Genomic DNA, 23,705 nt, shown 5'->3' with positions numbered 1-23,705 from the left:
ACTTATTCCTCGCCCGCCAGCCACGCGTCGCAGCATCGCCGGGCCAGCGTGCGCACGCGGCCGATATAGGATGCGCGTTCGCTGACGCTGATGACGCCGCGCGCGTCCAGCAGGTTGAACAGGTGGCTGGCCTTCAGGCATTGGTCGTAGGCGGGCTGGGCCACGCCGTATTCGACCAGCGCGATGGCCTCGCGCTCGGCGTCGATGAAATGGCGGTGCAGCATTTCGGTGTCCGCCAGTTCGAAATTATGGCGCGAATAGTCGCGTTCGGCGCGCAGGAACACGTCGCCATAGGTCAGGCCCTGGCCGTTGAAATCCAGGTCATAGACGTTTTCGATTCCCTGGACATACATCGCCAGCCGTTCCAGCCCGTAGGTCAGTTCGGTCGAGGGCATGACGGTCGGAATGCCGCCGACCTGCTGGAAATAGGTGAACTGCGTCACTTCCATCCCGTCGCACCAGACCTCCCACCCCAGGCCCCAGGCGCCGATGGTGGGATTTTCCCAATCGTCCTCGACGAAGCGGATGTCGTGCTCCATCGGATCGATGCCGATGGCGCGGTAGCTGTCCAGCAACAGCTTCTGGCTGTCCTCGGGCGTCGGCTTCAGCAGCACCTGATACTGGTAGTAATGCTGCAACCGGTTGGGATTTTCCCCGTAACGCCCGTCGGACGGCCGGCGGCAGGGCTGGACGTACGCGGCCTTCCACGGGCGGGCGCCAAGGGCCCGCAGGGTGGTGTGCGGCGACAGCGTGCCGGCACCCACCTCGGTATCGTACGGCTGCAGGATGGCGCAGCCCTGTTCCGACCAGAACTGGTGCAGTTTCAGGATCAGCGCCTGAAACGACAGGGGACGCGTGTCGGTCGGCCGGGGCGCGGGGGCCGGGACCATGGAAAGGATGCTCCGGTAGGCGGTAGGAAGGGGCATGCCGTCCGGCACGCGGAAGGGGCGCACCATACAGGGATGGCGCGCGGATCCCCCGAAAAAGCCGGGGTGCGCCAGGGCGGTACGATGTTCGCAGGGGCGGGGGGTGCGCGGGGCGGGCTTGCGGAATTGACGTCCGCGGGCCACATCTTGGCGAGGCACCCTTGTCGGAGACAGGACGGATACGATGAATAACGAGGAACGCGACCTGATCACGAAGTTCGTCGCCCGCGTCGGCGGCGCGCCGCAGGGGGGCTTCGGCAGCGTGCCCGCCACGGCGCCCAACCTGCCGCCGATCGACCCCGAGGCCGACAATTATATCGGCCAGATGTTCCAGCAATATCCCGAAGCCCGCTATCGCGTCACCCAGATGGCGGTGGTGCAGGAAGCCGCCCTGGTGCAGGCGCAGAATCGCATTCAGCAACTGCAATGGCAGTTGCAGCAGGCGCAACAGGCGCTTCAGGCCCGCCAGCAGGCGCCTTCGGGCGGTGGCGGTCTGTTCGGCGGGCTGTTCGGTGGCGGCCAGCGCCCGCAGGCGGCGCCCCCGCCGGGTTGGGGCGGCCAGCAGGCGGCCCCCCCGCCGCCCCAGCCGGCCTATCCCCCGGGAATGCAGCCCGGCATGTTTCCCGCGCGCGGCAGCGGCTTCCTGGGCTCGGCGCTGACCACGGCGGCTGGCGTCGCCGGCGGCATGATGGTGGGCAACGCCCTGACCGATCTGTTCAGCGGGCATCATGATGCCGGTGGATTCGGCGGCGGCATGCCCGGCGGTGAGACCATCATCAACAACAATTACGGCGATGCCGGCGCACCCGGGGCCGATCCGTTCGGCGGGGCCGGCGGCGCCGTCGATCCGGGCTTCGATGCCGGCGGGGACGCGGGCGGGGATGCCGGTTTCGGCGGCGGCGACTGGGGCGGCGGCGACGATAACTTCTAGGTCGCCCTGGAGGGACCGACGGAAGTGAACGATGAAAAGGCGGCCGCGAGGCCGCCTTTTTTTATGCTCCGTCTTCCCAGTCACACATTGCCGTGAGGCCGATTGATATCAGTCATGAATGGGTGTTATTCAGAACTCGGCCATCAAGGCCATTTCCTCTGTGTCGTCTCATCCGCGGGAAACCGGGGCCTTCGGGCTCCGGTTTTTCCGTTTTTCGGCCTCTCGCCGTCCCTTCCGCGGGCTCCGTCACACGTTCGAGAGAGACGGAACGAACGCCGTTTCCCCACGCTGACTGGAAGGTTCCGCAACGCTTCCGAAGGAGGGGAACGATGTCCATTACCAATTCGGCGACGAACCTGGGGACGACTCTGGGTGACTTCCTGACCGGTGCGCGCTACGACCTTTCGGGCCTGACCAGCGCGATCAATGAGTATCTGGACGGCGTTCGCCGCGAATACGGGCCCAACGGCTTTGCCGAGCGCGCCGAGGCCGCCGGTTATGGTGACATCGTCGCCCGCTGGAAAGCCGACGACAAGACCGGCCCGATGACCGAGGATATGGTCCGGACCCTGATCGTCCCGAATGACCTGGAATGGTTCGCCGGGCAGACGGGCCTGTCCGACCGCGCCGTGGTCATGATCCTGGCCAAGCAGCTTCCCATCGTGGTGTACAAGCGCGCGCATGCGGTCGTCCCGCATTGATCCTGCCGCGACGAATGCGATCCGGCATGGTTCTTCCGGATGTATCGTGCCACGGTGAGGGCGGCATCGAGACCGGCCCCGGAACCGGATATCCCGGACCGGCGGGCCGGGTGCGCGGCGCATGGCGCCGCGTATCGCCCATCGACCGGAGGAAGGCATGCTGATTCGCGCCGGCTATGACATCGCATTGACGGTCCAGGTTCCGACGCCGCTTGTCCTGATGTTGGAAGTCCACCCGGACCGCGAACCCGACCTGATGACGCCGCAGATTCCGGTTTTCGATCCGCCGGTTCCCGCCCAGCGATATCTGGACGGCTTCGGCAACCGCTGCACGCGCGTGGTCGCCCCTGTCGGCACGCTGCACACCAGCATGTCCTTCGTGATCGCCGACAGCGGCCTGCCCGACCGGCAGATGCCCTGGGCGCGCGAGGTCCCGGTGGCCGACCTGCCGGCGGATTGCCTGGTGTTCCTGATGGGCAGCCGGTATTGCGAGACGGACCTGCTGTCGCCGGTCGCCTGGTCGCTGTTCGGCCATCTGGCCCCCGGCTGGGGGCGGGTGCAGGCGATCGTGTCCTTCGTCCACAATCATATTCGCTTCGACTATGCCCACGCGCGGCCGACCCGCTCGGCCTACGAGGCATATAACGAAGGGGTGGGCGTCTGCCGTGACTTCGCCCACCTGGCGGTGACGCTGTGCCGCTGCATGAATATTCCCGCGCGCTACTGCACCGGATATCTGGGCGATATCGGCATCCCGCCTGTCGATTATCCGATGGATTTCTCGGCGTGGTTCGAGGTGTGGCTGGACGGGCAATGGTTCACGTTCGACGCACGGCACAACACCCCGCGCATCGGGCGCGTCGTCATGGCGCGGGGGCGCGATGCCACGGACGTGGCGCTGACGACCTCGTTCGGTCCCTCGATCCTGTCGGGATTTTCCGTAACGACGTACGAAGAGATAAACTGACCGATTGCGTGCGGCTGCGAGGATTCGCCGACGTGCCGGTGTTGAGGCATGGTATCAAGGCGGACCATGATCCGGTCAGTATAAAATCCAAAATCGTAACGGTTGGCAGATAACGTCTTTTGTGAAATAGTTTAACTGTATATTTCGTTCACTTTTGTGCGAACATTCCTGTTTGTAATGTGGCAAACCCTTTGCTGGTAAGCCGTACGAATGGCGGGCAACAAAGTGAGTGCAGTATAATATAATTAAACAACATATCGTGATGAGAAATAAGTGAATATTCGACCCAAGTTGTTTGTTATCAATATCGTGTCTGCGATATTGATATGCTCTTCTTTGATGTATATGGCGTCAGGATTTTACGATACATCAAAAAAATATTCCATTCTATTTGATCAAGATCAGAATGGTATATTTGAGTTGGCGCGAGCATCAGATAAAATGAATGCTCTTTTTTATTCGATATATCGTATCGTCAATGCAACGGACTCGAATATAAAGACGAAATCGATCGATTTGTTTCATAGTGATCTTCAAGGGCTGTACGATATTCTTGAAGATGCAGGCAGGCACCTGCCTTACATGAAAAGCGACATCGACCAGATCGTGCGCAGAGCAAAGCTGGAGATGAGCCGCGCCGACGGGGTCGTAATTCTGGATAATGACAGGCAGAGAGCCGCGATCGTCAGTTATCTGGCGGACATGAACAATAAAGGACTCGATATCGCCATCGATCTGGGGCATCTGACCGAGAAAGCGCGCGGTATCGCAGACCAGAAAAAGGCGGATCTGCACCGTCATGTGAGTGACGTTATTGAAATAAGCATCATGCTCTGTCTTTCGGCAATAATTGCCGGGGTTCTTATTATCCTGTTTTTTTCCGCGTGGCAGATTACCGGGCCTATTTCTGCCCTGGCCGAGACCATGAAGAAGATTTCAAAAGGAAATTACAATACGTCCATTCCTTTCCGGGATAAGCGGGACGAAATCGGCATCGTATCCAATGTTCTGTTCCATTTTCAGCAGAATTTGCAGAATGCCCGTCATCTGGAAAAGGAAGCCGCCAACCTGCGTGAGGCCGCCGATGTGGAGAAGAAGCGCGTCGATGCTGAAAATGCTGAGCGGACGAAAATGCAGAAAGATCTGCTGGACGGACTGGCGAGAGGCGTGAAAGCCTTGTCGCAAGGCGACCTGTCCTTTCGCTATACTGAGGCATTCCCGTGGGAGTTCGAAGAACTCAGGGCTAATTTCAACGAGGCCCTGGTCTCGTTGTCCGATGCCATGCGCGACGTGTCGGACAGTGTTTCCGTTATCGCCAACAGTTCGAGCGAGGTATCCACAGCATCTGAAGACCTCGCGAAGCGTACCGAGCAGCAGGCCGCCAATCTGACGGAAACCGCATCGTCGGTGACGTTCGTGGCGACGGCGGTGCAGAAAACAGCCGGAGCGGGGGCGGAGGCGCACGCGTCAGCACAACTGGCTCAGGATAACGCGACGCGATCCCGGGACATCATGACGACCCTGAGCCAGGCGATGGCGGAAATCACCGAATCCTCGAAACAGGTTTTCGACATCATCAACCTGCTCGATGGCATCACGTTCCAGACGAACATTCTTGCCCTGAATGCGGCGGTCGAGGCGGCCCGCGCGGGAGAAACGGGCAATGGATTTGCCGTCGTCGCCAGTGAAATCCGTTCCCTGGCCCAACGGTCGGCGGATTCCACAAACGAAATCCGGGTCCTGATCAATCGATCGTCCGACGGGATAAGGAACGGCGCGCGGTTCGTCGATCAGGCCAATGGCGCGGTGAAAGACATTGTGGACAGGATTCTCTTCATCACCGATTCGGTCAGTCAGATTGCCTCGGCCGCCAAGGACCAAGCCTTCAGCATGTCCGAAATCAACACGACCGTCAGCCAGATGGACAAGGTGACGCAGCAGAATGCCGCGATGGTGGAGCAGACGACGGCGGCGAGCCACAATCTGGCGTCCGAAGCCCGTAAGCTGAAGGCGATTGTCGACAGGTTCAAGGCGGATTGACGGAAACCGGCACGCGGCCCGAACTGGCCCAGTAATATGGAAGCGCCAGAAAATTTTATGAAATGGTGAGCCGGGTGGGATTCGAACCCACGACCATTCGATTAAAAGTCGAATGCTCTACCGACTGAGCTACCGGCTCACCAGGGCCGCCTGTGCGGTGCGGCCCCGGGTAACGGTTTCGGCCGGTCAAGTCAACCGGCAGACGCGTGTCAGGCTGCGGCGGGACGCATGGAAATGATGCGGTCCGGGTCCTGCACCGTGCCGCTCTGGCCCGCGCCGCGCTTGATCTGGTCGATATGCTCCATGCCTTCGACCACCTGGCCGACGATCGTGTACTGGCCGTCCAGGTGGGGCGAGGGCTCGAACATGATGAAGAACTGGCTGTTCGCGCTGTCCGGGTTCATCGTGCGGGCCATGCCGATGGTGCCGCGCTCGAACTTCGCGGCGCGGGTGAATTCGGCCTTCAGGTCGGGCAGGTGGCTGCCGCTGGTGCCCGTGCCGGTCGGGTCGCCGCCCTGGGCCATGAAGCCGTGAATGACGCGGTGGAAGGGCGTGTTGTCGTAGAAGCCCTCGGCCGCCAGCGTACGGATCCGCTCGGCCGCCAGCGGCGCCAGGTCGGGACGCAACTGAATGACCACACGGCCCGTCTTCAGTTCCAGGTCGATCAGGTCGGCTTTCGGTGCGGTATCAGACATCGTTCATGTTCCAGTGCTGAAAGGCCCGTGGCACGGCATGCCGTGCCCGGACCGTGCGTTATCCCTCCAGCCGCGCCAGGACATGCCGGCGCGTGAAGGGGGGCACGAAGCCGGTGATGTCGCCGCCCAGTCGGGCGACCTCCTTCACCAGCCGCGAGGAGATATACTGGTTGCGTTCGGTGGCCATCAGGAAGACCGTCTCGATATCCGGCGCCAGATGGTGGTTCATGCCGAACATCTGCACCTCGTAGTCGAAATCCACCACCGCCCGCAAACCCCGGACGATCACGGTGGCGCCATGGGAGCGCGCCACCTCGACCAGCAGGTTGCCGAATCCCACCACGTCGATGGTCGTGCCGTTCCGCTGCGCCACCGCCCGGGTTTCGGCCTGCACGCAGGCGACGCGTTCGTCCAGCGGCATCAGGGGCTGCTTGCCGGTATTTTCCGCCACCCCCACCACCAGCCGGTCCACCAGTCGCGCCGCACGTTCGACGATGTCCAGGTGACCGTTGGTCATCGGATCGAACGTGCCGGGGTAAAACCCCGTGCGCGGCGTGGCATCAGGCATTCTCGTCCTCCGCCGCCGGGGCGTCGGGACCGCCGTCCTCGGCATCGTCATCGCCGTCATCCATCACGGGGAAGACGCTGGTGACGCGCTCGGTGGTGTCCAGGCGGAACAGCGTGACGCCGCTGGCCTGGCGGGACATGACGCGAATCTGGTCCACCGGCACGCGGATCAGGCGTCCGGCATCGGTGACCAGCATCACGTCGGTACCGTTGATGACCGGCAGCGTGGCCACGACCTCGCTGCCGCGCTTGCCGCCGTTGAAGGTCATGTTGGCAATGCCCTGTCCGCCGCGCCCGCTGACGCGGTAATCATAGGCCGACGAACGGCGGCCGAAGCCCGCGTTGCTGACGGTCAGCAGGATTTCCTCGGCCTGTTCCATCTCGGCGAACCGCTCGGGATCGATGACCGAATCGGCGGGCAGTGCTTCGTCGTCCGACGGTTCGGCGGCGACCTCCTCGGCCTCCTCGCCGGCCTGCAGCGCGGCGTTTTCCGCGCGGCGGCGGGCATTGGCCATGCGCAGGAAGGACGCGCGTTCCTCGACCGTCGCCTCGACATGGTTCAGCACGCACAGGCTGTTGACCTCGTCCCCCTCAGCCAGGCGGATGCCGCGCACGCCCGAACTGTCGCGCCCGGCAAAGACGCGCAGCGTGTCGTCGGTGATCTGGAAACGGATGCAGCGCGCCGCCCGCGTGGCCAGGAACACATCCTGTCCCTCGCGGCAGGTGGCCACGCCGATCAGCCGGTCGCCGTCATCCAGCTTCATCGCGATCAGGCCGGACGAGCGGATGTTGCGGAAATCGCTCAGGCGGTTGCGGCGCACGTTGCCCGTCGCGGTGGCGAAGACCAGGTGCAGGTTTTCCCACAGGGTCTCGTCCTGCGGCAGCGGCAGCACGGCCGTGATCGAATCGCCGCCCAGGTCGGGCAGCAAATTGACCAGCGCCCGGCCCTTGGCGGTCGGGCTGGCTTCGGGCAGGCGCCAGACCTTCTCGCGATAGGCCTTGCCGCCCGACGAGAAGAACAGCACCCACTGGTGGGTATGGGCGTTGAACGAGCGGACGACGATGTCGTCGCCCCGGCGTCCGGCGGCGGTCCGGCCTCGTCCGCCGCGATTCTGCGCGCGGAAGACGTCCAGCGGCGTCCGCTTGATGAAGCCCTCACGCGTGATGGTCACGACCATCTGGCCGGGCTCGATCAGGCTTTCGTCGGTCTGGTCGCCGGCATATTGCGCGATCTCGGTCATGCGCGGCGTCGCCAGTTCGGCGCGGATCGCCGCCAGTTCCTCGCACATCACTTCCATGCGGCGCGGGCGGCTGGCGATGATGGTCAGCAATTCGTTGATCCGGGCCGCGACCTCGGACAGTTCCTGCTGGATCTTCTCCCGCTCCAGCCCGGTCAGGCGCTGCAGGCGCAGTTCCAGGATGCCGCGCGCCTGGGCTTCGGTCAGGTAGACCTTGCCGTCGGTCACGACGTTGCCCTCGTCCTGGATCAGCGCCAACAGCGGCTCGACATCCGCCGCGTCCCAGGCCGTTGCCATCAGCGCCTCGCGCGCATGGGCGGCGTCGGGGGCGGCACGGATCAGGGCGATGACGGCGTCGATATTGGCCACCGCGATCACCAGGCCCACCAGCAGGTGACCGCGATCGCGGGCCTTGTTCAGGTCGAAGCGCGCCCGGCGCAGGATCACATCCTCGCGGAACGTGATGAAGGCCTCCAGCACGTCCTTTAGCCCCATCAGGCGGGGCTGGCCGTTATCCAGCGCCAGCATGTTGACGCCGAACGAGGTCTGGAGCTGTGTGAAGCGGTAAAGCTGGTTCAGCACCACCTCGGGCGTCGCGTCACGCTTGATTTCGATGACGATGCGCATGCCCGACCGGTCGCTTTCGTCGCGAATGTCGGAAATGCCCTCGATCTGCTTGGCGCGCACCAGTTCGGCGATGCGCTCCTGCAGGGTCGCCTTGTTCACCTGGTACGGGATCTCGGTGATCACGATGGCGCTGCGGTCGCGGCGCAGTTCCTCGATCTCGGCACGGGCGCGGATCAGGATCGAGCCGCGCCCGGTCTCGAACGCGCTGCGGATGCCGGCATGGCCCAGGATGATGCCGCCGGTCGGGAAATCCGGGCCGGGAACGATGCGGATCAGGTCGTCCAGCGTCAGGTCCGGATTGGCGATCAGCGCCAGGGTGGCGTCGATGATCTCGGCCGGATTATGGGTCGGGATGTTGGTCGCCATGCCGACCGCGATGCCCGAGGCGCCGTTGATCAGCAGGTTGGGGAAGGCGGCGGGCAGGATCTTCGGTTCCTGCTCGCTCTCGTCATAGTTCGGCTGGAAATCGACGGTGTCGCGGTCGATATCGTCCAGCAGGAAGGAAGCGGCCTTGGCCAGCCGCGCTTCGGTATAGCGCATGGCGGCGGGGGAATCGCCGTCGACCGAACCGAAATTGCCCTGGCCGTCGATCAACTTGACCCGCATCGACCAGAACTGCGCCATGCGCACCATGGCGTCGTAGATCGATGAATCGCCGTGCGGATGGTATTTACCCATCACGTCACCGACCGCGCGGGCCGATTTGCGATAGGGCTTGTCGTGGGTGAATCCGCTTTCGCGCATTGAATAGAGGATACGCCGATGCACCGGCTTCAGCCCGTCCCGCACGTCCGGCAGGGCGCGGCTGACGATGACCGACATCGCATAGGCGAGGTAGGAGGACCGCATCTCCTCCTCGATCGTCACCGGAATCATGTCGGAGGGTGCCGGCGGTTCCGGCGGATCGGGAATTTCGGTCAAGGCATATCCGTCATGTCAGTGCCACCCTGCGCGCCTCGTGGGCGAGGCGGGGGTGGCGGGAACCGGTCTGGGGGCCGGCGGCGTCACGCCGCACGATAGCACAGAGTCCGGCCGGGGAAAAAACGCGCCGCCCGGCCGGATTCGCCCCCGGCGGGGGCGCGTCCCGCCTAGAACGGGATTTCGTCGTCCAGGTCGCTGCCGCCATGCGGTGCGTCCCAGCCGCCGCCGGGATTGCCGCCGCCCGCGCCGCTCCCGCCGGGACCCCCGGCGCTGCCGCCGCGGCCACCGCCGATCTGCCGGGGCGCGGACGGCGCGGAATACCCGCCGCCATATCCGCCGCCGCCGGCATCGTCACCGGATTCGCCGCCCCGGTTGCTGTCCAGCAGCACCAGTTCGCCACGGAAGCGGTCTATCACGACCTCGGTCGTGTAGCGTTCCTGGCCGGACTGGTCGGTCCATTTGCGGGTCTGCAGCGTGCCTTCCAGATAGACCTTGCGGCCCTTGCGCAGGAACCGCTCGGCCACGTCCGCCAGGCGTTCGTTGAAGATGACGACCCGATGCCATTCCGTGCGCTCGCGCCGTTCGCCGGACGCACGGTCATTCCACGTGTCGCTGGTCGCCAGCGTCAGCGACACGATCTTGGCGCCGGCCTGGCTGTTCCTGACTTCGGGGTCCTTGCCCAGATTACCCACGAGAATGACCTTGTTGACGCTACCCGCCATACTGCTGTCCTGCTGCTGTCCGGTCCCGGGGGCGCGGCCCAAGGGCGGGCCCCCATGAAAAAAACCGTCCGCCCGGACCGGTGCTGGGTGGGGGGACGGAACTCGGTCGCCATCCTAACGCAGATGCGCGCCGGATGATACCGCATGTGCGCGATACGCCGGTGGCCGATGCGACCGGATTACATTTTTCCGCGTCGGCGGCTCTTGGCGGCGGGCACGGAACCGGTCAGAACAGAGTATGAACGAAGCGGCCCTGAGACAATCCGGTGCCGGGTGGAACGGAGAGCGGACATCATGGGTAATCGATCCAGGCCGGCACCCGGCCTGCCAGCGGCGCAGTCGATCCGGGTCCGCGGCGCGCGGGCGCACAACCTGAAGAACATCGACGTCGAAATTCCCCGCGACGCGCTGACGGTCGTCACCGGCCTGTCGGGATCGGGAAAGTCGTCCCTGGCGTTCGACACGATCTATGCCGAGGGCCAGCGCCGCTATGTCGAAAGCCTGTCGGCCTATGCGCGGCAGTTCCTGGAACTGATGGGCAAGCCGGACGTGGACGCGATCGAGGGCCTGTCGCCCGCGATTTCCATCGAACAGAAGACGACGTCGAAGAATCCGCGCTCCACCGTCGGCACGATCACCGAGATTCACGACTACATGCGCCTGCTGTGGGCGCGGGCCGGCGTGCCCTATTCGCCCGCCACCGGCCTGCCGATCGAGGCGCAGACCATCAGCCAGATGGTCGATCGCGTCATGGCGCTGCCGGAAGGCACGCGCCTGATGCTGCTGGCGCCGGTCATTCGCGACCGCAAGGGCGAATGCCGCAAGGAACTGGCGGAACTGCAGCGCAAGGGCTTCGCCCGGGTGAAGGTGGACGGCACGCTGTACGACATCGCCGAGGTCCCGGACCTGAACCGCAAGCTGCGTCATACCGTCGAGGCCGTGGTGGACCGGGTGGTGGTGAAGCCCGGCCTGGAATCGCGCCTGGCCGACAGTTTCGAGACCGCGCTGGGCCTGTCCGACGGCCTGGTCTATGCCGAGGAACTGCCGCGCGGCGAGGCCGAGCCGCCGCCGCACATCGTGTTCTCCTCGCGCTTCGCCTGCCCGGTCAGCGGCTTCACGCTGGAAGAGATCGAGCCGCGCCTGTTTTCCTTCAACGCGCCCCAGGGCGCATGCCCGGCCTGCGATGGCATCGGGCTGGAGACCTTCTTCGACCCGCACCTGATCGTGCCCGACGAATCCCTGTCGCTGGAACGCGGGGCCATCGCGCCCTGGCGCAGCACGCAAAGCCCCTACTACCAGCAGACGCTGGACAGCCTGGCCGCCCATTACGGCGTGGGCATGGACACGCCCTGGCGGGACCTGCCGGCGGGCGTTCGCGAGACCATCCTGGACGGCGGCAAGGACGAGATCCTGTTCCGCTATCGCGACGGCCGGAAATCCTATGACCTGACCAAGCGGTTCGAAGGTTTGGTGACCAACCTGCGCCGCCGCATGGCCGAAACCGACAGCGTATGGGTGCGCGAGGAACTGTCGCGCTACCAGTCCGACAAGCCCTGCCATGTCTGCCACGGCACGCGCCTGCGGCCCGAGGCCCTGTCGGTGCGGGTCGCGGGTTCGACGATCGCCGAGGCATCGGACCTGCCGATCCGCCGGGCGCTGGACTGGTTCGGCACGGTCGAGGCGACGCTGACGCCGCAGCGCGCCGAAATCGCGCGGCGTATCCTGCGTGAAATCCTGGACCGGCTGCATTTCCTGAACGATGTCGGGCTGGACTACCTGACCCTGTCGCGCGGGTCGGCCACCCTGTCGGGCGGGGAAAGCCAGCGGATTCGCCTGGCCAGCCAGATCGGATCGGGCCTGACGGGCGTGCTGTACGTGCTGGACGAACCGTCTATCGGCCTGCACCAGCGCGACAACGAACGGCTGCTGGGCACGCTGGACCGGTTGAAGCGGCTGGGGAACACGCTGATCGTCGTCGAGCATGACGAAGACGCGATCCGGAGCGCCGACTGGCTGATCGACATGGGGCCGGGGGCCGGGGTCAATGGCGGGCACGTGGTGGCCATCGGCACGCCCGAGGAGGTCGCGGCGAATCCGGCCAGCCTGACCGGCGACTACCTGTCCGGCCGCAAGCGGATCGATGTGCCGACGGTGCGCCGGCCGATCGATCCCGCCCGCATGCTGGTGCTGGAGGGTGCCGGCGGCAACAACCTGAAGGATGTCACCGCGCATTTCCCGCTGGGCACCTTCACCTGCGTGACCGGGGTGTCGGGGGGCGGCAAATCGACGCTGGTGATCGATACGCTGTACAAGGCGCTGTCGCGGCAGTTGATGGGATCGGGGCAGAATCCCGCGCCCTATCGCGGGATCGCGGGGCTGGACCTGCTGGACAAGATCATCGACATCGACCAGTCGCCGATCGGCCGCACGCCGCGATCCAATCCCGCGACCTATACCGACCTGTTCGCGCCGATCCGCGACTGGTTCGCCGAACTGCCGGAAAGCAAGGCCAGGGGCTACAAGGCGGGGCGGTTCTCCTTCAACGTCAAGGGTGGCCGGTGCGAGGCCTGCCAGGGCGACGGTGTGCTGAAGATCGAAATGCACTTCCTGCCCGACGTGTTCGTGACCTGCGACACCTGCAAGGGCGCGCGCTACAACCGCGAGACGCTGGAGGTGAAATTCCGCGGCAAGTCGATCGCCGACGTGCTGGCCATGACGGTGGACGAGGCGCTGCCGTATTTTTCTGCCGTGCCGCGGATTCGCGACCGGCTGGCCATCCTGCAGCAGGTGGGGCTGGGCTATGTCGCGCTGGGCCAGCAGGCGACGACCCTTTCGGGGGGCGAGGCGCAGCGCGTGAAGCTGTCCAAGGAACTGGCCCGCCGCGCCACCGGACGCACGCTGTACATCTTGGACGAACCCACCACCGGCCTGCACACCGAGGACGTGCGCAAGCTGCTGGAGGTGCTGCATGCCCTGGTGGATCAGGGCAACACGGTGGTGGTGATCGAGCACAATCTGGAAGTCATCAAGACCGCGGACTGGGTGCTGGACATGGGACCGGAAGGCGGCGATGGCGGCGGGCGCATCGTGGCCGAGGGCACGCCCGAGGACATCGCGGCGTGCCCCGAGAGCCATACCGGGCGCTTCCTGCGCCCCCTGCTGCCGGCGGCGGCGCCCAAGGCGCGCCGCCGTCGCTCCAAGGGCTGAGGGCCGCCGGATGGCTGTCATCGAAAATACTTGAAAAAAACATGCCCCGAGCAACCGAAAAATACTTGCGCTGATAAGGCTGTGGCCTTATCAGCGGCCCCCTTGGCCCAAGGGGGCGATCCCGCCCAACAGGCTGTCTACTGGTTTGGGGGTACGTGATGAACGCACTTGCTCAGCTGGGGATGGTCTCGGAATACCCGAGCAATATCCAGTCTTCTACTCCTTCCTCGTGCGACGAGGAGCGGAAGGATTATTTCGTTGAGAAAGACGGGATGAAGTTTGCGGGTACGCATCTTCTCGTCGATCTCTGGGATGCAACGAACCTGGATGACCCGGAGCAGATCGATCGCACGCTGTGCGAAGCGGCGGTGACGGCGGGGGCGACGATTCTGCACAGCCATTTCCACCATTTCACGCCCAATGGCGGCGTGTCGGGCGTGGTGGTCCTGGCCGAGAGCCATATTTCGATCCACACGTGGCCGGAACGCAATTTCGCGGCGGTGGACATCTTCATGTGCGGCGCGTGCGATCCGCATCTGGCGATCCCGGTGATGCAGCGCCTGTTCCAGGCGGACCGGGTCGTGGTGGACGAACAGCGCCGCGGCCGCGTCGCCTGACGGCGGGGGCGCCGGGCCCCGCCTGACGCCGTTCCTGCCCGCATAGAACCCGGGGGCCGGATTTATCCGGCCTCTTTTTTTATGTCCGGCGTCCATCCGTGGACACGAGGGGAAATGAGCAATGACTGAAGCATGGATCGGCGAAACACTCTATGACGGCTGGCAGCAGCGCTTCCGGGTCCGCACCGAGCTGGCCCGCACCAGGAGCGCGTTCCAGGATATCGTGGTTTTCGAAAGCGAGACGCATGGCCGCGTCCTCGTGCTCGACGGCGTGATCCAGATCACCGAGGGTGACGAGTTCGTCTATCAGGAAATGCTGACCCACGTGCCGCTGCTGGCCCACGGCAACGCCGCCAGCGTGCTGATCATCGGCGCGGGTGACGGCGGCGTGCTGCGCCGGGTGCTGCAGCATCGCGGCGTGACCCGGGCGGTGATGGTGGAAATTGACGGCGAGGTGATCGCGCTGTCCAGGCAGTTCCTGCCCGGCATTGCCGGCGACGCCTGGACCGACCCCCGCGCCGAGGTGATCGTGGGCGACGGCATCGACTACGTCGCGCGCGCCGAAACCGGATCGGTCGATGTGATCATCGTCGATAGCACCGACCCGATCGGCGTGGGCGAGGTGCTGTTTACCGATTCGTTCTACGAACATTGCGCGCGCATCCTGACGCCGAACGGCATCATCGTGAATCAGTGCGGCGTGCCCTTCATGCAGGCCGACGAACTGCGCGACACCAGCCTGCGCCGCGCGCGGTTCTTCCCGCACGTGTCGGCCTATGTCGCGGCGGTGCCGACCTATGTCGGCGGGTTCATGACGCTGGGCGTCGCGGCGAAAGGCACGAATCCGGCCACACCGTCGGTCGAGACGATTCGCGCCCGGGCCGAGGCGGCGGGCATCCTGGGGACCACCGGCTACTGGACGCCGGAAATCCACACCGGCGCCTTCAACCTGCCGCCCTATATCGCGAAGCACCTGCCCGCGGCGAAGTAAGGCAGGAGGGGGCAGGGCGTTCATGCCCTGCCTTTCTTTCTGGTGGGCCTTTCAGGCAGGCTGCGTCGTCAGCATCCGCACCTTGACGATCTCGACGCCCAGTTCGGCGACGCCGTCCGCGAAGACCTTGTAATGCGGCGTCGTCAGGTGGGTGTCGAACGCCGCACGGTCCGTATAGACCTCGTACAGGATGACCGTGTTCGGTTCGCCGTCCGGCAGCAGGGCGTCGAAGCGGTGGCACCCTGGTTCGTCCGTCACCGAACGGGCTGCGTCATAGGCGCAGATTTTCAGGAATTTGTCGTGACTTTCGGGCGTTGTCGCAAATTCCGCGATGACGGTAAACGGGGTCGCATCCATGAGCGGTGTCCTTCTCTCGGGCAGTTTGCCGGCCGCCCAGCCTATGCGGGCGCAAGCGGCAGATCCAGAACCGGAACGGGCTTTTGATCGGGCTTTCCAGGGCGATTGACTTGCTTGCGCAACATATGCCAAGCATCGGAATGCTGACGCGGGAGAGACTGGCGAGAGCCGGCGCCGAAGGAGCAACCGCCCCGGAAACTCTCAGGCCAAAGGACCGCCCGGCATCGACTTCTGGAGAGAGACGCCCCGAGCGTCCGCCGACGGGATAGCGATCTCAGGCAAACCGACAGAAGGGGCATTCGGATCCGATCTTGGATTCAGGAGGCTCTGTTCATGTCACGCGGTTCGTTATCCCCCTGTCCGTTTCCCTTTCTTCCTGGCCTGACGGCCCGCATGCGGGGGGCGGCATGACCCAGCCCCTGCTGCGCACGCCGCTGCACGACCTGCATCTGTCGCTGGGCGCGCGCATGGTCCCCTTCGGGGGGTACGAGATGCCGGTCCAGTACCGCGCCGGCGTCATGGCCGAACATCAGCACACCCGCGCCGCCGCCGGCCTGTTCGACGTGTCCCATATGGGCCAGATCCGCCTGCGTGCGCGCTCGGGCCGTGTCGAGGACGCCGCCCTGGCGCTGGAGCGCCTGGTACCGGCCGACATCCTGTCGCTGAAGCCGGGCCGGCAGCGCTATGCCCTGCTGACCAACGAACAGGGCGGGATCATCGACGACCTGATGGTGTCGCGTGTCGGTGACACGCTGCTGCTGGTGGTCAATGCGGCGTGCAAGGACGCCGACCTGGCGCATATCACGGCGGCGCTGGACGATGCCTGTATTGTCGAATCCCTGCCGGACCGGGCGCTGATCGCGCTGCAGGGGCCGCTGGCGGGCGCGGCCCTGGCCCGGCTGGCGCCGGCATCGGCGGACATGCGCTTCATGGATGTCGCGGAATTCGACGTCGCGGGCGTGCCCTGTATCGTTTCGCGTTCGGGCTATACCGGCGAGGACGGGTTCGAACTCGGCATGGAATCCGGCGGCACGGTGCGCGTGGCCGAGGCGCTGCTGGCGCAGGCCGAGGTCGAACCGGTGGGCCTGGGCGCGCGCGACAGCCTGCGGCTGGAAGCGGGGCTGTGCCTGTATGGATCGGATATCGGTCCCGACACCACGCCGGTCGAAGGCGCGCTGGAATGGTCGATCCAGAAGAGCCGTCGCGCCGGCGGGGCGCGGGCAGGGGGCTTCCCCGGGGCCGACATCATCCTGGCCCGGATTCAGGACGGCGCCGCCCGTCGCCGGGTCGGGATCGCGGTCGATGGCCGCGCGCCCGTGCGGGGCGGCGCGCGCCTGTTCGCCGATGCCGAGGGGCATCGTCCGGTGGGCCACGTGACGTCGGGCGCGTTCGGCCCCACGGCCGGGGCGCCGGTGGCCATGGGATATGTCGATATCGCGCATGCGGCGACGGGCACCGCCCTGTTCGCCGAACTGCGCGGCAAATACGTGCCGGTCACGGTCGCGGCTCTGCCGTTCGTGGCACCGGGATTCAAGCGTTGACGCATTGGGTGGAGTTTTGAACATGACCGTCTATTACACAAAAGATCACGAGTGGCTGCGCATCGAGGGTGACGTCGCGACGGTGGGGATCACCGCCCATGCCGCCGAGGAGTTGGGCGAGCTGGTCTTCGTCGAAGCCAAGCCGGACGGCACCGAGGTCGCGCAGGGCGACAGCGCCGCCGTCGTCGAATCGGTCAAGGCCGCGTCGGATATCTACGCCCCCGTGTCGGGCACCGTCGCCGGATTCAACGGCGCGCTGGCCGACGATCCGTCGCTGGTGAACCGTGATCCGGAAGCCGAGGGCTGGATCCTGAAGATGCGCATCGCCGACCAGGGGCAGCTCGCATCCCTGCTGGATGCCGCCGCCTACGCCGCCCTGATCGCCTGATCCTGATACCCCTGCTGCTGTCGCGGAGAACCTGATCGTGACGTCCACCTCGCTCTGGCGGAATACCACGCCCGCCGCCGATGCCTTCTGTACCCGCCATGTCGGCCCCGCGGAGCGGGATGTCGCCGCCATGCTGGGGGTGATCGGCGCGGATTCGCTGGATGACCTGATGGACCAGACGGTCCCGGCCTCCATCCGCCTGCGCGGCGACATGGGGCTGGGCGACGGCCTGTCCGAACCGGCGGTGCTGGCGCGGTTGCGCGAAATCGCCGGGCGCAACCGGGTGATGGTCTCGCTGATCGGGCAGGGATATTACGGCACCGTCCTGCCGGGGGTGATCCAGCGCAACGTGCTGGAAAACCCGGCCTGGTACACGGCCTATACCCCCTACCAGCCGGAAATCAGCCAGGGTCGGCTGGAAGCCCTGCTGAATTTTCAGACGCTGGTGACGGATCTGACCGGGCTGGACGTGGCCAATGCCTCGCTGCTGGACGAGGCGACGGCGGCGGCCGAGGCCATGGCCCTCGCCCGGCGGGTCGCGCGGTCGAAGGCGGATGGATTCTTCGTCGATGCCGACTGTCATCCGCAGACGCTGGCGGTGCTGCGCACCCGCGCCGAGCCGATGGGGTGGCGGATCATCGTCGGCAATCCCGAACACGACCTGGACCCGGACGCGGTGTTCGGCGCGCTGTTCCAGTATCCGGGCTCGTCGGGCCGCATCCGCGATCCGCGCGCCTGGATCGAACGGCTGCATGCCGCGCACGCCATCGTGGCGATGGCGGCCGACCCGCTGGCCCTGACGGTGCTGGAGGCGCCGGGCACGCTGGGCGCGGATATCGCGGTCGGGTCGATGCAGCGCTACGGCATGCCCATGGGGGCCGGCGGCCCGCACGCGGCCTATATGGCGGTGCGCGACGCCTACAAGCGCAACATGCCGGGCCGCCTGGTGGGCGTGTCGATCGACAGCCGGGGCGAACCCGCCTACCGCCTGGCTCTGCAGACCCGCGAACAGCATATACGGCGCGAAAAGGCGACGTCGAACATCTGCACCGCGCAGGTGCTGCCGGCCGTCATTTCCGCGATGTACGCGGTCTATCACGGGCCCGAGGGGCTGGCGGCGATCGCGCGGCGCACCCATCGCCTGACCGCCATCCTGGTCGCGGGCCTGCGCGCCCTGTCGATCCGGGTGGAGACGGAATCGGTCTTCGATACGATCACCGTGCACACCCGGGGCGAAGCGGACCTGCTGCAGGTCCGCGCCGAAGAGGCCGGGATGAACCTGCGCGTTGTCGATGGCGACCGTGTCGGCATCAGCCTGGACGAGACCTCGACGCCCCATACCGTGCGTGCCATCTGGCGCTGCTTCTGCCGCGACGCGGGCCGGCTGGCGGCACTGGAGCGCGACCTGACGGCGCCGGACGACCTGCTGCCGGCCGCCCTGCGGCGGACCACGCTGTTCCTGACCCATCCGGTCTTCCACGCCCACCGGTCGGAAACGGACATGCTGCGCTACCTGCGCCGCCTGTCGGACCGCGACCTGGCGCTGGACCGCACGATGATCCCGCTGGGATCGTGCACGATGAAGCTGAACGCGACGGTCGAGATGATGCCGGTCACCTGGCCGGAATTCTGCGACATCCATCCCTTCGCCCCGGCGGCGCAGCAGGCGGGCTACGCCGAACTGTTCCAGGATCTAGAACGGCTGCTGAAGGCCGTCAGCGGCTATGACGCGGTGTCGCTGCAGCCCAATTCGGGCGCGCAGGGCGAATATGCCGGCCTGCTGGCCATCCGGGCCTATCACCGCTCGCGGGGCGAGGGCCGGCGCGATATCTGCCTGATTCCGGCCTCGGCGCACGGTACCAATCCGGCGTCGGCCCAGATGGTCGGCATGCGCGTGGTCGTGGTGGCTTGTGACGGGCAGGGCAATGTCGATATCGGCGACCTGAAGGCGAAGATCGCGCAGCATGCCGACCGTCTGGCCGCGATCATGATCACCTATCCCTCGACGCACGGCGTGTTCGAGGAATCGGTGGTCGAGATCTGCGACCTGGTACATGCGGCCGGCGGCCAGGTCTATCTGGACGGCGCGAACATGAACGCGCAGGTCGGCCTGTCGCGTCCCGGCGCGTTCGGCGCCGATGTCAGCCATTTCAACCTGCACAAGACCTTCTGCATCCCGCATGGCGGCGGCGGCCCCGGCATGGGACCGATCGGCGTCGGCGCGCACCTGGCGCCGTTCCTGCCCGGTGCGCCGCAGGAAGGCGGCACGAACGCGGTCTCGGCGGCGCCCTTCGGATCGGCGGCGGTGCTGCCGATTTCGTGGACCTACATGACGCTGATGGGCGATGCCGGCCTGCGGCGCGCCACCGAAATCGCAATCCTGAATTCCAACTACATCGCCAGCCGCCTGTCCGACCACTATCCGGTGCTGTATCGCGGGGCGAACGGCCGGGTGGCGCATGAATGCATCGTCGATCTGCGCCCGATCAAGGACCAGACCGGCATCACGGTCGATGACATCGCCAAGCGCCTGATCGATCATGGCTTCCATGCACCGACGGTCAGCTTTCCCGTGGCCGGGACCTTCATGATCGAACCGACCGAATCCGAGGGACGGGTCGAACTGGACCGGTTCTGCGACGCGATGATCGCAATCCGCGCGGAAATTCGCGATATCGAGGCCGGCGTGCTGACGGCGGACGAAAGCCCGCTGCGCCATGCCCCCCACACGGTGCGCGACCTGACGGAAACGGCCTGGGAACGGGCCTATGACCGCCAGCGCGGATGCCTGCCGGGCGACGTGGTTCCGTCCTCGAAATACTGGTCGCCGGTCAATCGCCTGGACAACGCCTATGGCGACCGGAACCTGGTCTGCTCCTGCCCCGACATGTCGGCCTATCAGGAGGAGGCAACGGCCTGACCCATACGCCTGTCCCGGGTTCGGCGCGCGAGCCATGCGCCGGACGCGAGGCAGAGGCCATGTTGTTTCAATAGATTGCGACCGGCCCCAATTGCCCTTGGGGCCCGCCTCCGCAAGGCGCATGGTCATGCTGCAACCGGACGAACCCGCCGTGAACACGGCTGAAGAAGAGGGACGGTCCGGAGGAGGCATAACATGTTCCATATCAGCATGGCCGGGCCGCACCGGCCCCATCTGCATGCGCCGTGGCGGGCCGTGGCGGCGCGGCAGGACGACCCGTCCGGGGTCGATGCGCGCGACCGGATCACGGTCGCCCTGATCTGCGGCGGCCTGCTGTCCGCCTTCGTGATCGACATGGCGATCCTGTATTTTTCGATGTTCCGACCGTAACGAACGCTCCGTTCGCCGTCCTCGTCTACCAGCCGACAGTATATCGGGGGCTGGTGATGGATATGTCCAATAGGATATAGATCATCCTCCGGAGGGGACGCGGAATGGGAAGACACGATCTGGCTGCCGCAATATTGGCGGCGGCGGTGGTGGGCGTGTGGCCCGCGGCCGGACGGGCGCGGACGGTCATGGATATGACGGGTCATGCGGTGACGTGCCCCGATCATCCGGACCGGATCGCCGACCTGTGGTTTGCCCATAACGAATTGACCATCATGCTGGGGGCGGCCGGTCGCATCGCGGTGACGGACGACCTGCCCGCGGCGCGGCCGTGGATGTATCGCGTGGCCCCCGCGCTGCACCAGGCGGTGGGGGTGACCAGCCCGGTTCCCAATACCGAAATGCTGATGCAGTCCGGGGTGGACCTGGCGTTCGTTGCCAACGATTCGCCGGCCGCGGCGTCGCTGCGCCATGTCGGGCTGCCGGTGGTGCAGGCCGGCTTCACCGATCTCGCGTCCCTGCTGCGCGCCGTGGACCTGACGGCCGATATCCTGGGGGACGCCTCGGCCCATGACGTGGCGCGGCGCTATCGCGCCGTGCTGACGGCGACGGTCGAACGGGTGCGGCAGGCCGTCGCCCCCGTTTCGCTGTCCGCCCGCCCGCGCGTGCTGCACGTCAAGTCGCTGGTGCCGCTGACGGTCGATGGCGAACATACCATCATCGACGAATGGATCACCCGCGCGGGCGGGCGTAACGCGGCGACCGGCCTGACGGGCAACATGCGCCCGGTGTCGATGGAACAGATCGCGGCCTGGGACCCGGACGTGGTGATCCTGGGCGCCGACAGCGGCGATGCGACCGCCGCGCCGGAAGGGTGGGCCGCGCTGCGCGCCGTGCGCGCCGGGCGTGTCCATCAAAACCCGGCCGGCGTGTTCCCCTGGGACCGCTACGGCAGCGAATTGCCGCTGCAACTCCTCTGGACGGCCCGGACACTCTATCCCGATCGGTTTCGTGATGTCGATATGGTTTCCGAAACCATCAAATTCTATCATGATTTTTTCGCATATGACCTGAAGCCGGACGATGCGGCCCGCATCCTGGCCGCGCAACGCCCCGCCGAGGGAGGGCGGTGAGTCCGAGGACTGGAGGTGGCCGCAACGTTGCGGGGTTGGCGCTGCCGGCGGCCGGTCTGGTGATCCTGGCTATCGTGTCGCTGGGGCTCGGTCGCTACCCGGTATCGGCGGCCGATATCGTGTCGGTCCTGCTGGGGCGGGACGGGGGCGTGATGCCGGCGCGGCGGGCGCTGCTCCATTCCATCCTGATCGGCACCCGCCTGCCGCGTATCGCCGGGGCGATCGTCGTGGGCGCCGCGCTGTCGGTCTCGGGGGCGGGGTACCAGGCGGTATTCCGCAACCCGCTGGTCTCGCCGGGACTGCTGGGTGTGCTGGCCGGCGCGGGGTTCGGCGCGGCGGCGGGCATCGTGACCGGCGCGGGGCCGGTGGGGATGCATCTTCTGTCGTTCCTGGGGGGCACCGTGGCGGTGGCGGCGGGCGTGGGCGTGGCGCGGCTGTTCGACGCGGCGTCGATGCTGATGCTGGTCTTCGGCGGCCTGGTCAGCACCGCGCTGTTCACCGCGCTGCTGTCGCTGCTGAAATATGTCGCCGATCCCGACCGGCAATTGCCGGATATCGTCTTCTGGCTGCTGGGCAGCCTGACGCAGGTCGCATGGTCCGACCTGGCGGTGATGGCGCCGCCGGTCCTGGTCGGGATCGTGGCGCTGGGGGCGTGCGGGCGCATGCTGGACGCGCTGGCGATGGGCGATGACGAGGCCCGGACGCTGGGCGTGCCGGTCACCGCATTGCGCTACGGCGTCATCGCGGCGGCGACGGTGCTGTCGGCGCTGACCGTATCGGTGGCGGGAATGATCGGCTGGGTGGGGCTGATCGTGCCCCATGTCGCGCGCCTGCTGGCCGGGCCGCGCAATGCCCGCGTCCTGCCGCTCAGCGCCTGCCTGGGCGGGGCGTTCCTGCTGGCATGCGACGATCTGGCGCGCAGCCTCTCGGCCGAGGAAATCCCGGTGGGGCTGATCGCGGACCTGCTGGGGGTCTGCGTCTTCGTGTCCGTGCTGCCGCTGATCCGGCGCGGATGGGCGGAATGACGCATCTGGTGGTCGAATCGCTCTCCTTCTCGCGGGATGGGCGCCGCGTCCTGGACGATGTGTCGTTCGCCATGCGCGCGGGCGAGGGCGTGGCCCTGCTGGGGCCGAACGGCGCGGGCAAGACCACGATCCTGCGCCTGGTGCTGCGGCTGCTGCGGCCGCGCGCCGGCCGCATTCTGCTGGACGGGCAGCCGATCATGGGCATGGCGCGGCGCGACCTGGCATCGCGGGTCGCCTATGTTCCGCAGGGCCATGCGGTGGCTTTTCCCTATCGGGTGCGCGATGTCGTGGCGCTGGGCCGGCTGGCGGCGGGCACCATGGTGTCGCCCTTCGTTTCGGCCGCGGATCGCGCGGCGGCCGGGCAGGCCATGGATCATCTGGCGATCGGTCACCTGGCGGACCGGTCCTATGCCGCGCTGTCGGGCGGCGAGCGGCAGAGCGTGCTGATCGCCCGTGCGCTGGCCCAGGGTGCGCGCCTGCTGGTGCTGGACGAACCCGAGACCGGCCTGGATTATGGACAGCAGCTCCGCCTGTTCGATCTGCTGCGCCGGCTGGCGGGCGACGGCTACGCCGTGCTGGCCACCACCCACGACCCGCTAAGGGCCGCGCGGGTCTTTTCGCGCGCGATCCTGCTGCAGAAGGGACGGATGATTGCCGACGGCCCGGCGGCGGACGTGCTGTCGACTGCCGCGATCAGCAGCCTCTACGGCTACCCGGCTTCCTGGAGTGGGTGATTGGGTAAACCCCATCACCCACTCCAGGTTTTTGTTTTCAGAGCATCTTCACGTGATGAGGTGATCC

The 23,705-nt window shown here is 66.1% G+C and carries 20 protein-coding genes, 1 tRNA gene and 1 riboswitch; of the genes, 14 read left to right on the top strand and 7 right to left on the bottom strand.

What is annotated here, in order from left to right:
• Positions 1-2 precede the first annotated feature (2 nt).
• The gene (locus GDI_RS11135) at positions 3-890 is read right to left on the bottom strand and encodes a glycine--tRNA ligase subunit alpha (protein ID WP_041249784.1); all 888 of its coding nucleotides are present in this window, start codon (positions 888-890) and stop codon (positions 3-5) included.
• A gap of 220 nt (positions 891-1,110) precedes the next feature.
• Between GDI_RS11135 and GDI_RS11130 the strand changes: the two genes are divergently transcribed.
• From GDI_RS11130 to GDI_RS11115, 4 genes are all read left to right on the top strand, one after another.
• Entirely contained in the window at positions 1,111-1,857 is a 747-nt protein-coding gene (locus GDI_RS11130; protein ID WP_012226230.1) for a DUF2076 domain-containing protein, read from the top strand.
• Positions 1,858-2,186: 329 nt separating this feature from the next.
• Positions 2,187-2,558, top strand: a complete 372-nt coding sequence (locus GDI_RS11125; protein WP_012226228.1) for a YidB family protein — start codon at positions 2,187-2,189, stop codon at positions 2,556-2,558.
• 157 nt (positions 2,559-2,715) lie between these two features.
• Positions 2,716-3,525 (top strand): transglutaminase-like domain-containing protein, encoded by an 810-nt coding sequence (locus GDI_RS11120; protein ID WP_012226226.1) that lies wholly within the window; start codon positions 2,716-2,718, stop codon positions 3,523-3,525.
• Between the two features lie 273 nt (positions 3,526-3,798).
• Positions 3,799-5,565 carry a methyl-accepting chemotaxis protein gene (locus GDI_RS11115; RefSeq protein WP_012226224.1) on the top strand — a complete coding sequence of 589 codons (1,767 nt, stop codon included), beginning with the start codon at positions 3,799-3,801 and terminating at the stop codon, positions 5,563-5,565.
• A 63-nt stretch (positions 5,566-5,628) separates the two neighbouring features.
• Here the strand turns inward: GDI_RS11115 and GDI_RS11110 are convergent.
• The 5 genes from GDI_RS11110 to ssb form a co-directional block, all read right to left on the bottom strand.
• Positions 5,629-5,704 (bottom strand) — tRNA-Lys (locus GDI_RS11110).
• Between the two features lie 70 nt (positions 5,705-5,774).
• The gene (locus GDI_RS11105; protein WP_012226222.1) at positions 5,775-6,260 is read right to left on the bottom strand and encodes a peptidylprolyl isomerase; all 486 of its coding nucleotides are present in this window, start codon (positions 6,258-6,260) and stop codon (positions 5,775-5,777) included.
• 58 nt (positions 6,261-6,318) lie between these two features.
• A complete protein-coding gene (gene coaD, locus GDI_RS11100; RefSeq protein WP_012226220.1) occupies positions 6,319-6,828 on the bottom strand; it encodes a pantetheine-phosphate adenylyltransferase in 510 nt (169 codons plus the stop codon).
• Entirely contained in the window at positions 6,821-9,613 is a 2,793-nt protein-coding gene (gene gyrA / locus GDI_RS11095; protein ID WP_012226218.1) for a DNA gyrase subunit A, read from the bottom strand. Before gyrA ends, coaD begins: the two co-directional genes overlap by 8 nt.
• A gap of 167 nt (positions 9,614-9,780) precedes the next feature.
• Positions 9,781-10,335 (bottom strand): single-stranded DNA-binding protein, encoded by a 555-nt coding sequence (ssb, locus tag GDI_RS11090; protein ID WP_041249405.1) that lies wholly within the window; start codon positions 10,333-10,335, stop codon positions 9,781-9,783.
• 294 nt (positions 10,336-10,629) lie between these two features.
• Between ssb and uvrA the strand changes: the two genes are divergently transcribed.
• The 3 genes from uvrA to speE all read left to right on the top strand — a co-directional run bounded on the left by uvrA (position 10,630) and on the right by speE (position 15,150).
• Positions 10,630-13,542: an excinuclease ABC subunit UvrA gene (gene uvrA, locus GDI_RS11085; RefSeq protein WP_041249404.1), complete on the top strand. Its 2,913-nt coding sequence runs from the start codon at positions 10,630-10,632 to the stop codon at positions 13,540-13,542.
• A 158-nt stretch (positions 13,543-13,700) separates the two neighbouring features.
• Entirely contained in the window at positions 13,701-14,159 is a 459-nt protein-coding gene (gene speD, locus GDI_RS11080) for an adenosylmethionine decarboxylase (RefSeq protein ID WP_012553186.1), read from the top strand.
• A gap of 121 nt (positions 14,160-14,280) precedes the next feature.
• Entirely contained in the window at positions 14,281-15,150 is an 870-nt protein-coding gene (speE, locus tag GDI_RS11075) for a polyamine aminopropyltransferase (RefSeq protein WP_012226211.1), read from the top strand.
• A gap of 51 nt (positions 15,151-15,201) precedes the next feature.
• Here the strand turns inward: speE and GDI_RS11070 are convergent, their stop codons facing one another.
• On the bottom strand, positions 15,202-15,507 hold the full coding sequence (locus GDI_RS11070; RefSeq protein ID WP_012226209.1) for a putative quinol monooxygenase: 306 nt from the start codon (positions 15,505-15,507) through the stop codon (positions 15,202-15,204).
• A gap of 139 nt (positions 15,508-15,646) precedes the next feature.
• Positions 15,647-15,734, top strand: a riboswitch (glycine riboswitch).
• Positions 15,735-15,914: 180 nt separating this feature from the next.
• On the opposite strand from GDI_RS11070, the gene gcvT reads away from it, so the two are divergent.
• The 7 genes from gcvT (at position 15,915) to GDI_RS11035 (ending at position 23,638) form a co-directional block, all read left to right on the top strand.
• Positions 15,915-17,048, top strand: coding sequence for a glycine cleavage system aminomethyltransferase GcvT (gene gcvT, locus GDI_RS11065; RefSeq protein ID WP_012553184.1), 1,134 nt, complete (start codon positions 15,915-15,917; stop codon positions 17,046-17,048).
• A gap of 22 nt (positions 17,049-17,070) precedes the next feature.
• Positions 17,071-17,436 carry a glycine cleavage system protein GcvH gene (gene gcvH / locus GDI_RS11060; protein ID WP_012226206.1) on the top strand — a complete coding sequence of 122 codons (366 nt, stop codon included), beginning with the start codon at positions 17,071-17,073 and terminating at the stop codon, positions 17,434-17,436.
• Between the two features lie 37 nt (positions 17,437-17,473).
• Entirely contained in the window at positions 17,474-20,356 is a 2,883-nt protein-coding gene (gcvP, locus tag GDI_RS11055; protein WP_012226204.1) for an aminomethyl-transferring glycine dehydrogenase, read from the top strand.
• 195 nt (positions 20,357-20,551) lie between these two features.
• Positions 20,552-20,746, top strand: coding sequence for a hypothetical protein (locus tag GDI_RS11050; protein ID WP_012226202.1), 195 nt, complete (start codon positions 20,552-20,554; stop codon positions 20,744-20,746).
• 104 nt (positions 20,747-20,850) lie between these two features.
• Positions 20,851-21,879, top strand: a complete 1,029-nt coding sequence (locus GDI_RS11045) for an ABC transporter substrate-binding protein (RefSeq protein ID WP_050935020.1) — start codon at positions 20,851-20,853, stop codon at positions 21,877-21,879.
• Entirely contained in the window at positions 21,876-22,904 is a 1,029-nt protein-coding gene (locus tag GDI_RS11040; RefSeq protein WP_012226200.1) for a FecCD family ABC transporter permease, read from the top strand. The genes GDI_RS11045 and GDI_RS11040 overlap by 4 nt, the downstream gene beginning before the upstream one ends.
• On the top strand, positions 22,901-23,638 hold the full coding sequence (locus GDI_RS11035) for an ABC transporter ATP-binding protein (RefSeq protein WP_012226199.1): 738 nt from the start codon (positions 22,901-22,903) through the stop codon (positions 23,636-23,638). Before GDI_RS11040 ends, GDI_RS11035 begins: the two co-directional genes overlap by 4 nt.
• The last annotated feature ends 67 nt before the right edge of the window (positions 23,639-23,705 follow it).

The sequence above is a fragment of the Gluconacetobacter diazotrophicus PA1 5 genome (assembly GCF_000067045.1).
GTDB lineage: Bacteria > Pseudomonadota > Alphaproteobacteria > Acetobacterales > Acetobacteraceae > Gluconacetobacter > Gluconacetobacter diazotrophicus.
This window is presented reverse-complemented; position numbering and strand designations above follow the sequence as displayed.

What these genes read in the sequence shown, in the direction of transcription:
- GDI_RS11135 (WP_041249784.1), bottom strand. Translation starts at nt 890, where the DNA reads ATGGTCCCGGCCCCCGCGCCCCGGCCGACCGACACGCGTCCCCTGTCG.
- GDI_RS11130 (WP_012226230.1), top strand. Translation starts at nt 1,111, where the DNA reads ATGAATAACGAGGAACGCGACCTGATCACGAAGTTCGTCGCCCGCGTC.
- GDI_RS11125 (WP_012226228.1), top strand. Translation starts at nt 2,187, where the DNA reads ATGTCCATTACCAATTCGGCGACGAACCTGGGGACGACTCTGGGTGAC.
- GDI_RS11120 (WP_012226226.1), top strand. Translation starts at nt 2,716, where the DNA reads ATGCTGATTCGCGCCGGCTATGACATCGCATTGACGGTCCAGGTTCCG.
- GDI_RS11105 (WP_012226222.1), bottom strand. Translation starts at nt 6,260, where the DNA reads ATGTCTGATACCGCACCGAAAGCCGACCTGATCGACCTGGAACTGAAG.
- coaD (WP_012226220.1), bottom strand. Translation starts at nt 6,828, where the DNA reads ATGCCTGATGCCACGCCGCGCACGGGGTTTTACCCCGGCACGTTCGAT.
- ssb (WP_041249405.1), bottom strand. Translation starts at nt 10,335, where the DNA reads ATGGCGGGTAGCGTCAACAAGGTCATTCTCGTGGGTAATCTGGGCAAG.
- uvrA (WP_041249404.1), top strand. Translation starts at nt 10,630, where the DNA reads ATGGGTAATCGATCCAGGCCGGCACCCGGCCTGCCAGCGGCGCAGTCG.
- speD (WP_012553186.1), top strand. Translation starts at nt 13,701, where the DNA reads ATGAACGCACTTGCTCAGCTGGGGATGGTCTCGGAATACCCGAGCAAT.
- speE (WP_012226211.1), top strand. Translation starts at nt 14,281, where the DNA reads ATGACTGAAGCATGGATCGGCGAAACACTCTATGACGGCTGGCAGCAG.
- GDI_RS11070 (WP_012226209.1), bottom strand. Translation starts at nt 15,507, where the DNA reads ATGGATGCGACCCCGTTTACCGTCATCGCGGAATTTGCGACAACGCCC.
- gcvT (WP_012553184.1), top strand. Translation starts at nt 15,915, where the DNA reads ATGACCCAGCCCCTGCTGCGCACGCCGCTGCACGACCTGCATCTGTCG.
- gcvH (WP_012226206.1), top strand. Translation starts at nt 17,071, where the DNA reads ATGACCGTCTATTACACAAAAGATCACGAGTGGCTGCGCATCGAGGGT.
- GDI_RS11050 (WP_012226202.1), top strand. Translation starts at nt 20,552, where the DNA reads ATGTTCCATATCAGCATGGCCGGGCCGCACCGGCCCCATCTGCATGCG.
- GDI_RS11045 (WP_050935020.1), top strand. Translation starts at nt 20,851, where the DNA reads ATGGGAAGACACGATCTGGCTGCCGCAATATTGGCGGCGGCGGTGGTG.
- GDI_RS11035 (WP_012226199.1), top strand. Translation starts at nt 22,901, where the DNA reads ATGACGCATCTGGTGGTCGAATCGCTCTCCTTCTCGCGGGATGGGCGC.